Origin of the sequence: Rhodococcus sp. BP-160 (genome assembly GCF_019836205.1) — a bacterium.
GTDB lineage: Bacteria > Actinomycetota > Actinomycetes > Mycobacteriales > Mycobacteriaceae > Rhodococcoides.
In genome coordinates, this window is record NZ_JABUEK010000002.1 from 793,765 (window position 1) to 805,988 (window position 12,224).

Genomic DNA, 12,224 nt, shown 5'->3' on the forward strand with positions numbered 1-12,224 from the left:
CGACATGCACACCGTCGAGTCCGGCGGCCGATTCGTCGTCGCCCGAGGTGAGGGCGCGCGCATCTGGGACACGGCCGGCACCGAGTATCTCGACGGCACCGCGGGTCTGTGGTTCACGAACGTGGGTCACGGCCGCACCGCCATCGCGGACGCCGTGGCGCGGCAGCTGTCCACGCTCGCGCACTACTCGACGTTCGGCGACGTCGTTCCCGACGTGACGCTGGAACTCGCCGACCGCCTCGCAGCGATCGCGCCCGTCGCGGGCAGCAAGGTCTTCTTCACCTCGGGCGGCTCCGACTCGATCGACACCGCTGCCAAGCTGGCCCGGCGTTACTGGCACCAGATGGGTAAGCCCGGCAAGACCGTCGTCGTCGGCCGCCAGAAGGCGTACCACGGCATGCACGTCGCCGGCACCGCACTGTCCGGACTCCCGCTGAACCGGGAGAACTACGGCGAGCTGATGACGGACGCGCGGACGGTCGCGTGGGACGAGGGCAAGGCGCTGCTCGAACTGATCGAGAAGGAGGGCGCGGACACCATCGCCGCGTTCTTCGCCGAGCCGATCATCGGTGCCGGCGGGGTCTACCTGCCGCCCGAGGGCTACCTGCACGAGGTGCGTCAGATCTGCCGCGACCACGACATCCTGTTCGTGGCCGACGAGGTGGTGACCGGATTCGGTCGTATCGGCGGAGCGTGGTTCGCGTCGTCGAAGCTGGGCCTCGAGCCCGACATGATGTGCACCGCGAAGGGTCTGACGTCGGGCTACGTGCCGATGGGTGCGGTCTTCGTCGCCCCGCGCGTCGCCGAGCCGTTCTACGAGGGCGGCGCCTGGTGGCGCCACGGCTACACGTACGGCGGGCACGCCGGCGCCGCTGCCGCGGCCATGGCCAACCTCGACATCATCGAGAACGAGGACCTGCTGACGCACGCGTCGCGCCTCGAAGCCACGCTGCACCGGCATCTCTCGCCCCTGGCCTCGCACGACCTGGTCAGCGAGGTCCGCAGTGGGATGGGTGTCGTCGCCGCGGTGCAGTTCGCCGATCCGTCCTACGCGATGCCGTTCGTCAAGACTCTGCGCCGCGAAGGTGTCTCCGCGCGAGCGGCCGGCAACGGCGCGATCCAGTTCTCGCCGGCGTTCGTCATGACCGACGAACAGGTCGAACAGATGGCGTCCGCCACCGCGCGGGCGCTGGACGCCACGGTGAGCTGAGCGTCGTGGCAGTTCCCGATCACTGGATCCCGCACGCCCGCGAGGACGGCGAGGTGATCGGGTGGATCGACATGCAGTCGCAGGCACCCGATCTGGTGCCGGTCGACCGGCTCGGCCGACCGTTGGCCGCGGTATCGGAGTGGCCAGAGGCCGAAGAGGCGCTCGAGCCCCGCGGCCTCCGATTCCTGATGGACAAGTTCACATATCAGGGTCGAACGGTGCGGATCCGGACCGTCGACGATCACCGCATCGTCGTGACCACAGCAGTCTCGGACGCGGTGGGAGACGTGGGTGAGGAGTTCGTTCTCGCCTTCCCTGCAGGGGCAGAGTTGCGGGAAGGTCCTGCTCGCTGACTTACCCGGGGTGTACGGATGTTGCAGCATCAGCGGCTCCCGGGGATGTCAGCAGATTCTTGAAACCGTAGCTTGTGTGACGCACAGCAGTCGGCACGTGTCGAGCGTGTCAGTCCCGCGTCGCTGCGTCGACCGAACCCAGCCGGCTGGCCATGCGACTGGTGTCGATGGGCAGGTGTCGACTGCCGAGGAACTCCTTCAGAGGGACATCCGCTAGGAAGTCCGTTCGGATGGACGCGTCGTAAAGGATGTCGACGAGACTGCCGAAACGATGAGCAGCGTCGCGGGCGAGTCGGCTCGGCCCCGGGATTTCGCTGATCACCCACCGGGGGAAGCGTTCTGCCAGGGCGAGGAAATCTGTCGGGGCGTGGGGCCGGACGCATAACGAGTCGAAGGTGAACCACACCAGGTCTGCGCGCACGGCGAGTGTCTCGACGGTTCGACCGCCGATAGTGAGAAGCTCGGCCTCTCGAGGTTCGGGAGCAGGCATCCGGCTCGGCTGGGTGTCCTCGAGGCTGATCCACCGGCCTGCAGCGAAGCCGGTGCGTGTCGACGGGGGTTCGACGGTGCGGTAATCGATCGGTCCGTCGACACACACGACGTTCATCGACCGTTCGATGAGACGGATTGCCGGCTCGAACATGTTGTGGAACAACGGGTTCGGAAGTAGTCCGCTGGGAGCGTAGTTCGATGTCGCAACGACAACCGTCGAACGCTCGAACAGCGCTGTCAGGAGTCGACTGACGAAGATCGCGTCCGCTGGATCGTGGACGTGCAGTTCGTCGAAGCACAGGGCATCGACGTCGCCGACGAGATGGTCCAGTGCGGCAGCCAGGTCGTGGCGGTTCTTGTGAAGAACCGTATGGAGGTCGGCGAGAAAGCGATGGAAGTGAGTGCGCGTCTTCCGGTCGGTCGACGCCAGCGCGAAATACTGATCCATCAGCCATGTCTTGCCGCGACCGGGCGGACCCCACAGGTAGACGCCGCGATTCCGAAGCTGTTCGAGCGCGTCGGCCGCGGCGAGCTGATACATGTCCAGGGTGAGGCCGTCGGCGTGCGCGGCCGCACGGATCGCCCCGGGCGCGACCAGGTTGTCCCGAACAGATCGACGAAGCCGCACCGCTAGACCGTACGAAACTCCTTCACGTCGGGATACGTGTGTTCGGACACGTAGTGACCCGTGCACTGTGCACTTTTCGGCACCCGATCGTCGGAAATTCTGCCAATCGGCAGAATCGACCACGATCGGGTGGCATCAGATGCGGCCGAGGACCTGCGCCACTGCGGAAATGGGTCGCGCGCGGGGCCGTCGAGCACCTACCGTGCAAGGGCCCGATCGAAAGGGGATCACCCATGCGCGATGTGACGTACTACGTGGCGACGAGCCTCGACGGATTCATCGCGGCTCCCGACGGCACCTGGAGCGCGTTCCTCGACGAGGGCGACCATATGGACGTGCTCGTGGACGAGTTCGCCGACACACTTCCCGCACACGTGCAGAGCGCTCTCGGAATCCGTTCCAGCGGAATGTTGTTCGACACGGTGATCATGGGCTGGACGACGTACGCAGCGGCTCTGGACGCGGGCATCGTCAGCCCCTACCCGCACCTGCGGCAGTTCGTGGCTTCTCGGCACCGGCAGACGGAGTCGCCGGACGTGACGGTCACCGCGGACCCCGTCGCCACCGTCCGCGAGCTCCGTGAGGAAGACGGCGCCGAAATCTGGCTGGCGGGTGGGGGAGCGCTGGCGGGTGACCTCGTCGACCAGATCGACCGACTCGTCCTGAAGATCAACCCGGTTGTTCTCGGAGACGGTGTGCGCCTGTTCGCCGGTGCCCGATACGCTGACCGGCCGTTCGAGCGCACCCGACTGCGGGCATTCGACTCCGGAGTCGTCATCGCCGAGTACACCCGTCGAGCGGGGGTCGGATCATGAGCGGCCGGGTGTGGCTGATCACCGGTGCGAGTCGAGGGCTCGGTCGCGCGCTCGTGGACCGTGTGCTCGACGTGGGGGACAGCGTGATCGCGACCGTGAGGGGCGAGGCAGACCTTCCCGCTCACGAGCGACTCGTCGTCGATCACCTGGACGTGCGCGATCGCGGCGCGGCGCGGGCGGTCGTCTCGTCCGTCGTCGAGAAGTTCGGCCGCCTCGACGTACTGGTCGACAACGCGGGTCACGGGGCGGTGGGTGCCATCGAGGAGACGACGGAGCAGGAGGCCCGCGACATCGTCGACACGAACTTCTTCGGTGCGCTCTGGCTCAGTCAAGCGGCTGTCGAGGTCATGCGGCCTCGGCGGTCCGGCCACATCGTGCAGATATCGACCGTCGGAGCCGTCGGCACGATGCCCACCCTGGGTCTGTACGCCGCGTCGAAGTGGGCGCTCGAAGCCTTCAGTGAGGCGATGGAAGCTGAGGTGAAGGATTTCGGGATTCGCGTGAGCATCGCGGAGCTCGGCGCGGTCGACACCCAGTGGGGCACAGGAAGCATGCGATTCAGCGCTCCGTCTCCCGACTACGACGATCTGCGGACCGCGGTGTTCGGCACTCCCGCCGTGCCGTGGCCGCGAGAGGGGACGGGCGGTGGGACGGCGCCCGCGGATGCTGCGGCGGCGATCGTCGACCATGTCCGCAGCCCGGGCGACGACAGGCTGCGACTGCTGGTGGGCGATGACGCGCCCGGACAGGTTGCAGAGGCGCTCGCGCGCCGACTGGGGGACTATCGGCGCGACGAGCGTTTTCCCGCGACTGCGCTCGCTCGCTCGATCACCACTCCGAGCAGTTAGGAGGTGACGATCGAACGCTAGCGCTTCGTGGACGTGGCCACGGCCAGCCGCTGGTGCAACCGCTCGCGCACTTCGTCCGGTTCGTACTGACGACGCTGACGCTCGTTGCGGGCGACGAGGACGCCGGACGCTGCCACGCCGACGGCGCCGGCGAGACCTGCGACCTTCAGCAGACCGCGCACGGAGATCTTTCGGGATCGTGCAGCCATTCATGAAGGCTAGCGCCACGAACTAGGCTCGTCGTCGATGAGCGTCGACGGAGTGTCCTCAGTCAACCTCGCCACCGCCGTGGAGACCACGCGGACAGGCGATCTCTGGATCTTCCGCGGCCGGTCGGCGGCGGATCGTGCGATCCAGACGCTGACGAACAGCCCGGTGAATCACGTGGGCATGGCCGTGGTCCTCGACGACCTGCCGCCCTTGATGTGGCATGCCGAGTTGGGCCAGTCACTGCCCGACATGTGGACCGGGCGCCATCAGCGCGGCGTGCAGCTGCACGACCTACGCGACGCCGTCACTCACTGGGGCGAGCGCTATGACCAGAAATGCTGGTTCCGGCAACTGCAGTCGCCGATCACGCGTGAACAAGAAGACGAGCTGATGCGGACCATCGCGCGACTCGACGGCACCGCATTCCCGACCACCGCGAAGCTGGCGGGTAGATGGTTCGCGGGGCGGCTCCCAGCGGTCTCGGCCAAGGACGACCGTCGACTCGAGACCGCCTACTGCGCGGAGGTGGTGGCCCTGACGTACGAGGCGATGGGTCTGCTCGATCCACGAGAGTCACCGACGCCGCTGAAGCCCTTCGACAAGGTGGGCCTGAGGCCACCGCGGCGCCGCGCGAACTGGTACGACCCCGGCCGGTTCTGGAGCGGCGATCACCTTCCCTTGGCGGAGGGCGTCGAGCTGGGGCGTGAGATCGCGGTCGTGCTGGACTAGAGAGTTCGCGACTCGTCCACCACCACGCGCCCGCCGAGCTCCACCCACCCGTCGTCGGACAACGTGGTCGACAGCACCGACCCGCGGCCCTGGACGATGCTCAGATCTCGACCCAGGAGCTCAGTGACGCGGACGGCGGCCGAGCCCGTGGCTTCGTCCTCGCGGACGCCCATGTCGGGGGCGAACATGCGTGACCGGATCGCCCCGCGCTCCTCGTCCACCCATGCCCAGACGTAGTGGTGGCCCGTGGTGAACTCGGCGGGGTCCACGGCCAGAACGTCGTCGGCGCCCCGGACCTGACGGAACTCGAAGTGTGGTGCCCATTCGGGCCGTGCACGGACGTAGGTGGTGTCGCCGGCGACTCGGACGGCAACCTCGCCCGCGGGGACGAGCAACGTCTCCACCGGAGTTCCGCGGCCGGCCAGCCATGCTGCTGTGCCCACGGTGGGGTGCCCGGCGAACGGCAACTCGACGGCGGGCGTGTGAATGCGGAGGGCGGCGGAGTCGACAGGGCTCTCGGGAACATCGACGAACACCGTCTCGCTGTACTGCAGGTCGTGCGTTACGGACTGGCGATCCGACGGGGCAACGGACGCAGCGTCGACGATGCCGAGGGGGTTGCCCCATCGACCCTGGTCGTCGGTGAACACCCGCACGACATGGACGTCGAATGACATGGTCTTCCTCTCAGCCTGCGGTGACGGTGATGTCGTCGAACACGATCTCGGCGAGGGCGTCGGACTCCTCGACGTCCACCGTCGCGTCCAGCGACCAGCCGTGGTCGCCGTCCGGATCGTCGAGAACCTGACGCGCAGTGGTCTCCTCGCGGGTCTGGACGAACGAGAACAGGTGCGGTCCGCGGGCGGCGGGCGTCATGCCGATCTCGCCGTACTCCTCGAAGTAGGGCTCGAGCTCGTCCTGCCAGTCGACCTCGTCGCCCAGCTCCTCGAGGAGGTCCCAGCGACGACGGGACGCCAGCTCGACGCGTCGGAACAGGGCGTTGCGCACCATGATCCGGAACGCTCGGGGGTTCGCAGAGATGGGTTTCGGTGTGTCGGCTCCGTACGCGACGACGGGTGTACCGTCCTCCTCGAACGTCGGATCGGTGAGGTTCTCCCACTCGTCGAGAAGGCTGGAGTCGACCTGGCGCACCGTTTCGCCGAGCCATTCGGTGATGTCCTGGACGTCCTCGGTGCGAGCCTCCGGTGGAACCGTCTGTCGCAGAGCGCGATACGCGTCGGCGAGGTACCGCAGCACGGAGCCCTCCGAGCGGGAGAGACCGTAGTGTGAGATCAGCTCCGTGAACGTCATCGACTTCTCGATCATGTCGCGCACCACGGACTTGGGGGAGAGGCCGAACTCGGACAGCCAGGGGTGCCCACCGCGGTAGATCTCGAAGGCGGGGCCCAGAAGATCGGCCAGCGGCTTGGGCCACGTGACCTCCTCGAGCAGCTCCATACGCTCCTCGTACTCGAGACCGTCCGCCTTCATCTGCGCCACCGCCTCGCCGCGCGCCGCGTGTTGTTGGGCCATCAGGATCTGGCGGGGGTCGTCCAGGGTGGCCTCGATGACGGACACCACGTCGAGCGCGTAGGACGGCGACTCCTGGTCGAGCAGCTCGAACGACGCGAGGGCGAACGGCGACAGCGGCTGATTGAGAGCGAAATCGCGCTGCAGGTCGACGGTGAGCCGTGCGGTGCGCCCGTCCTCGTCCGGCTCGGGAAGCTGCTCGACGATGCCGGCGTCGCGTAGACCCCGGTACAACCGCACCGCCTGGAGAATGTGTCGCCGTTGGTTCGCTCTGGTCTCGTGGTTGTCCTCGAGCAGATGCCGCATCGCGTCGAAACAACTGCCCGGGCGGGCGATGACGTTGAGCAGCATCGAGTTGTTCACCGAGAACTTCGAGGTCAGCGGCTCCGGGCTCGCCGCCACGAGTCGCTCGAAACTGGGCTTGCCCCAGGAGACGAAACCGTCGGGTGCTTTCTTGCGCTGAATACGCTTCAGCTTCTTGGGATCGTCGCCCGCCTTGGCGACGAGTCGGGCGTTCTCGACCTCGTGTTCGGGTGCCTGCACCATGACGGTGCCGAGGGTGTCGTACCCGGCTCTGCCTGCGCGACCGGCGATCTGATGGAACTCGCGGGCGCGCAACTGGCGCGTGCGAACACCGTCGTACTTCGTCAGTCCGGTGAGCAGCACGGTGCGGATGGGCACGTTGATCCCGACGCCGAGAGTGTCCGTTCCGCAGATCACGGCGAGCAGACCCTCCTGCGCCAGCTTCTCGACGAGCCGCCGGTAGCGCGGCAGCATGCCCGCGTGGTGCACGCCGATGCCGTGACGGACCAAGCGGGACAACGTCTTACCGAATCCGGTGGTGAACCGGAAGCCACCGATGGCCTCGGCGATGGCCGCACGGGTCTCCTTGGAGGCGACGGTGATCGAGGTGAGCGCCTGAGCCCGTTCGAGTGCCGAGGCCTGCGTGAAGTGCACGAGGTAGACGGGTGCGAGGTGCGTGGAGACGAGTTCCTCGATGGTCTCGACGACGGGTGTGAGTCGGTAGGAGAACATCAGCGGCACAGGGCGTTCGGAGCCCTCGACGACGGTGGTGACCCGTCCGGTCCGGCGGGTCAGGTCGTCGCGGAAGAAGGAGACGTCGCCGAGAGTGGCGGACATCAGCAGAAACTGGGCGTGGGGGAGTTCGATGAGCGGCACCTGCCACGCCCAGCCGCGATCGGGCTCGGAATAGTAGTGGAACTCGTCCATGATCACCTGGCCGATGGACGAGTCCGGCCCCTCCCGCAGTGCCATGTTGGCGACGATCTCCGCTGTCGCACAGATGATGGGTGCCGACGCATTGACCGAGGCGTCGCCCGTGACCATGCCGACCTTGTCCGCACCGAAGATCTCGCACAGTGCGAAGAACTTCTCGCTGACGAGCGCCTTGATCGGCGCCGTGTAGAACGATCGGATGCCGGCCGCGTACGCGGCGAAGTGAGCGGCGATGGCCACCATCGACTTTCCCGACCCCGTGGGGGTGGCGAGCACGACGTTGTTGCCGGAGACCAACTCGATGACGGCCTCGTCCTGCAGCGGATACAGCTCGAGTCCACGGTCGGAGACCCAGGTGGTGAACGCGTCGTACAGATCGTCGGCCGACGCGGAGTCAGGAACCATCTCGGTCAGCAGCATCACTACAGGTTACGTAGCCGACCTCTCGTCCGACCCCATGGCACCCAGGACCGCCTGCCTCGTCGTCGCACTGCCGGTGATGGCGTCCTCGCCGACACCGGAGACGAGCATCTGCCGCCATCGCTGTTCGTCGAACTTCAGCGGCATCGTCGTCCCGAGGAAGTTCTCCAGGACCTCGAGAAAGCGCATCGGATCGTCGCGGTACGGGAAGTGGCCGGCGCCGGCGAAGACGTCGAGGCGGGAGCCGGGCATCGCGGCGTGCGCGAGCGTCGCGTGGGCGATGGGGATGACCGTGTCCTGATCACCCCAGATGAGTTGCACGGGCAGGTTCTCGGTCAGGTAACACCGGTCGAGCATGGTGACCACCTGCCCGCGCCAGTCGACGACGGCCCGCAGCGTGCGCAGGTAGGCGTCGTAGGCGGTGGAGTCGAGGAGGTTGCCGAGAACGCGGACCAGATCGGGTGTGTCGTGCAGGACGGCCCCGGGGTGCAGAGGAGTGCCGTCCAACTGGTCGATCGCAGCGCCCGCCATGCGCAGCATGCGCATGGCGCCGGGCAGGCGCAGCAACTTGAACGCCTCGTTGACGATGGGCGTGGACATGAGTCGCAGCGCCGGGTGGACGTCTTTGGTGACACCGCCCGCCGAGACGAGGACGAGGCGCTCGACCATGTCCGGATACTGGTAGGCGAACTGCATGGCCACACCGCCGCCGAGCGAGTGGCCCACCACGGACACCGCGTCGATGTTGAGGGTGACGAGCAGATCGCGGATGCCGTTCGCGTATGCGGCCACCGAGTAGTCGGCACGAGGCTTGTCGCTCAGTCCGTGGCCGAGCAGGTCCGGCGCGATGACGGTGTACTTCGACGCGAGATGGGGGAGCACGTCGAGCCAGGTCTCGGAGCTGTCACCGATGCCGTGGATCAGCAGCAGTACCGGTCCGTCTCCCGCCATCCGGAAGGCACGTCGATAACCGTGCACCGTGCGGAAGTGCAGCCGCGGTTCCGCGTCGGGAACCGGACGCAGGGCGCGGCGGCGTGTGTCGGACATCCCGGCCCCTCTCGATCGGCGGCACCGTGTGTGTCGCCGACCGAGCGTAAACCGGGATCGTCACCGTTCACACAGCCGTCGGGTTACGGCTGGGTAAGAACTCGTGACGTCAGGAGCGGTCGGTTCCGTCCTCGGGACCCTCGTGCGTCTCGGGCGACGGCTCGTCCTCGACGAACTCGGTCTGCTCCGCGAGGAACTTCTCGAACTCGGCACCCAGTTCGTCGCCGCTGGGCAGTTCCTCGTCCGCGGCGAGGAGCGTCGACTGCTGTTCCTGCGCCGTGACGAAGGTGTCGTACTGACGCTCGAGTGCCTGGACCACGGACTGGACCTCCGGGTTGCCCTCGACGTGCTGGTCGACCTGCTCGCGCACCCGTGCCGCGGATTCCGTCAGTGCGTTCAACGGGATGGTCAGCTTCGACGATTCGGCGACCAGTTCGAGCAGCGTCTCCGCCGCGCTCGGGTACGCCGTCTGTGCCAGGTAGTGCGGCACGTGTACCGAGAAGCCCATCGATTCGTGGCCGTGCTGCGCCATGCGGTACTCGAGCAGGGACGAGGCGCTGGCCGGCACCTGCAGCTCACCCGACCACTTGTGGTGCTCGCCCACCAGGTCGGTGTCGCTGGAGTGGGCGGTGACCCCCAGCGGCCGGGTGTGCGGCACCGCCATGGGAATGGAGTTGAGGCCGATGGTGCGGCGTACTCCGAGCTGCTCCGACAGCAGACGCACCGCGGTGGTGAACTTCTCCCACTTCAGGTCGGGTTCGAGACCCGCCAACAGCAGGAACGGGGTGCCCACGGCGTCCTGCACCGCGTAGAGATTGAGGTGCGGCTCGTCGTAGTCGGAGAAGTGGTCGGCGGAGAACGTCATCATGGGGCGACGTGAGCGGTAGTCGAGCAGCTCGTCGACGTCGAAGGACGCCACCAGTTCGGTCTCCAGGGTCTCGCGCAGATGCGTGGTGGCCAGCTTGACCGCGTGACCTGCGTCGGAGAAACCCTCGAGGCCGTGGACCAGCACCGGACCCACGCCGTCCTCGGACGACACTCGGGGCGCTGGAAACTCCAGCTCGTACATTCTCGACTTCTCGTCCATGCCGGTGTCCTTCCTCGTCGCCGTGCGTGTCCTGCCGGGGCACCACTGTGCGGTTACCCCATTTTCCCACAGCGACCCTGCGCGACCGGGCTTCACCCGTTTCTCCTCCCAACGACGGCGGGGACCCCGACATTCCCCGCCGTCGCCGGTCAGCGCGTGAAAGCCTCCAGAGCCCGGATCTTGTTGGCGACGTCCAGCGCCGCGACCTTGTACGCCTCGGACATGGTCGGATAGTTGAAGACGGCGTCGACCAGATAGTCGACCGTGCCCCCGCACCCCATGACCGCCTGTCCGATGTGCACGAGGTCGGTCGCGCCGGAACCGAAGATGTGCACGCCGAGGACCCGTCGGTCGACGGTGGACACGATCAGTTTCAGCATCCCGTGGGAGTCTCCCGCGATCTGTCCGCGCGCGAGTTCGCGGTAGCGGGACACGCCCACCTCGTAGGGAACCGAGTTCTTCGTCAATTCCACCTCGGTCGCGCCGACGTAGGACACCTCCGGGATGGAGTAGATGCCGATGGGCTAATGGTCGGTGAGCTTGTTCCCCGGCTCGCCGAAGGCGTGATAAGCGGCCAGTCGGCCTTGATCCATCGACGTCGCGGCCAACGCGGGGAATCCGATGACATCACCGACCGCGTAGATCGTGTCCACCTTGGTCTGGAAGTCGTCGTCGACGTCGATCCGTCCTCGGGCGTCCGCCTCGAGTCCGGCCTTCTCCAGATCCAGCCCGTCGGTCATGCCCTGACGTCCGGCCGAGTACATCACCGTCTCGGCCGGGATCTTCTTCCCGCTCGCCAGCGTGGTGACCGTTCCCGACGGACCCACGTCGACGGCCGTGACCGCCTCGCCGAAGCGGAACGTGACCGCGAGGTCGCGCAGGTGGAACTGCAGCGACTCGACGATCTCACGGTCACAGAAGTCGAGCATGGTGTCGCGCTTCTCGACCACGGTCACCTTGCATCCGAGCGCCGCGAACATGGAGGCGTACTCGATCCCGATGACGCCGGCTCCGACCACCACCATCGACGACGGGATGAACTGCAGATCCAGAATGCCGTCGGAGTCCAGCACGCGGTAGTTGTCGAACTCGACGTCGTCGGGACGGGCGGGCGCCGTCCCGGTGGCGATCACGACGTTCCGCGCGCCGACCATGATGCGCTCGCCGCGGCTGCGGTCGTCCACCGCGATGGTGTGCGCGTCGAGGAACCGGCCCTCGCCGGTGATCATCTCTATTCGGTTGCGCAGTAATTGCGATCGGACGACCTCGACCTCCTTGCCGATCACGTGGGACGTCCGGGCCAGCAGATCCGACGGCGTGATGTTCGCCTTGACGCGATAGCTCGCTCCGTAGAGCTCGCGTTGATTGAGGCCTGTCAGATAGAGAACCGCCTCGCGCAGCGTCTTCGACGGGATGGTGCCCGTGTTGACGCACACGCCGCCGAGCATGCTGCCCTTCTCGATGATGGCGACGCGCTTGCCCAGTTTCGCCGCCGCGATCGCGGCCTTCTGCCCTCCCGGTCCGGAACCGATGACTACCAGGTCGTATTCGAGTTGGTCCGACATGCCCCAACAAGTAGTCCCGTCAGGAGAATCCGGTGTGCCGTGCGTGTCACGACT

The 12,224-nt window shown here is 66.9% G+C and carries 11 protein-coding genes and 1 pseudogene; 5 read left to right on the plus strand and 7 right to left on the minus strand.

The features are described 5' to 3' along the window. Positions 1 to 4: 4 nt before the first annotated feature. Both HQ306_RS10170 and HQ306_RS10175 read left to right on the plus strand, forming a co-directional pair. Entirely contained in the window at positions 5 to 1,210 is a 1,206-nt protein-coding gene (locus HQ306_RS10170; protein ID WP_222631506.1) for an aspartate aminotransferase family protein, read from the plus strand. A gap of 5 nt (positions 1,211 to 1,215) precedes the next feature. Further along, on the plus strand, positions 1,216 to 1,563 hold the full coding sequence (locus tag HQ306_RS10175; protein WP_222630919.1) for a hypothetical protein: 348 nt from the start codon (positions 1,216 to 1,218) through the stop codon (positions 1,561 to 1,563). Positions 1,564 to 1,672: 109 nt separating this feature from the next. Here HQ306_RS10175 and zapE read toward each other — a convergent pair whose 3' ends face one another. Next, on the minus strand, positions 1,673 to 2,683 hold the full coding sequence (gene zapE / locus HQ306_RS10180) for a cell division protein ZapE (protein WP_222630921.1): 1,011 nt from the start codon (positions 2,681 to 2,683) through the stop codon (positions 1,673 to 1,675). A gap of 233 nt (positions 2,684 to 2,916) precedes the next feature. Here zapE and HQ306_RS10185 point away from each other — a divergent pair, with 233 nt between their 5' ends. Then, the gene (locus HQ306_RS10185; RefSeq protein ID WP_222630924.1) at positions 2,917 to 3,498 is read left to right on the plus strand and encodes a dihydrofolate reductase family protein; all 582 of its coding nucleotides are present in this window, start codon (positions 2,917 to 2,919) and stop codon (positions 3,496 to 3,498) included. Further along, a complete protein-coding gene (locus tag HQ306_RS10190) occupies positions 3,495 to 4,346 on the plus strand; it encodes an SDR family NAD(P)-dependent oxidoreductase (RefSeq protein WP_261769371.1) in 852 nt (283 codons plus the stop codon). The genes HQ306_RS10185 and HQ306_RS10190 overlap by 4 nt, the downstream gene beginning before the upstream one ends. A gap of 17 nt (positions 4,347 to 4,363) precedes the next feature. Here HQ306_RS10190 and HQ306_RS10195 read toward each other — a convergent pair whose 3' ends face one another. Then, positions 4,364 to 4,555, minus strand: coding sequence for a hypothetical protein (locus tag HQ306_RS10195; protein ID WP_037185345.1), 192 nt, complete (start codon positions 4,553 to 4,555; stop codon positions 4,364 to 4,366). Positions 4,556 to 4,592: 37 nt separating this feature from the next. On the opposite strand from HQ306_RS10195, the gene HQ306_RS10200 reads away from it, so the two are divergent. Then, a complete protein-coding gene (locus HQ306_RS10200) occupies positions 4,593 to 5,285 on the plus strand; it encodes a hypothetical protein (RefSeq protein WP_222630926.1) in 693 nt (230 codons plus the stop codon). Here HQ306_RS10200 and HQ306_RS10205 read toward each other — a convergent pair. The 5 genes and pseudogenes from HQ306_RS10205 to sthA all read right to left on the minus strand — a co-directional run bounded on the left by HQ306_RS10205 (position 5,282) and on the right by sthA (position 12,170). Continuing rightward, complete coding sequence (locus tag HQ306_RS10205) at positions 5,282 to 5,962, minus strand: PhzF family phenazine biosynthesis protein (protein ID WP_222630928.1); 681 nt, start codon at positions 5,960 to 5,962, stop codon at positions 5,282 to 5,284. The genes HQ306_RS10200 and HQ306_RS10205 overlap by 4 nt on opposite strands. Positions 5,963 to 5,972: 10 nt before the next feature. Beyond that, on the minus strand, positions 5,973 to 8,471 hold the full coding sequence (locus tag HQ306_RS10210; RefSeq protein ID WP_222630929.1) for an RNA helicase: 2,499 nt from the start codon (positions 8,469 to 8,471) through the stop codon (positions 5,973 to 5,975). A 9-nt stretch (positions 8,472 to 8,480) separates the two neighbouring features. Further along, on the minus strand, positions 8,481 to 9,518 hold the full coding sequence (locus HQ306_RS10215) for an alpha/beta fold hydrolase (RefSeq protein WP_027505158.1): 1,038 nt from the start codon (positions 9,516 to 9,518) through the stop codon (positions 8,481 to 8,483). Between the two features lie 109 nt (positions 9,519 to 9,627). Continuing rightward, positions 9,628 to 10,605: a proteasome assembly chaperone family protein gene (locus HQ306_RS10220; protein WP_204867686.1), complete on the minus strand. Its 978-nt coding sequence runs from the start codon at positions 10,603 to 10,605 to the stop codon at positions 9,628 to 9,630. A 149-nt stretch (positions 10,606 to 10,754) separates the two neighbouring features. Further along, positions 10,755 to 12,170, minus strand: a pseudogene (sthA, locus tag HQ306_RS10225) (Si-specific NAD(P)(+) transhydrogenase). Positions 12,171 to 12,224: the final 54 nt, after the last annotated feature.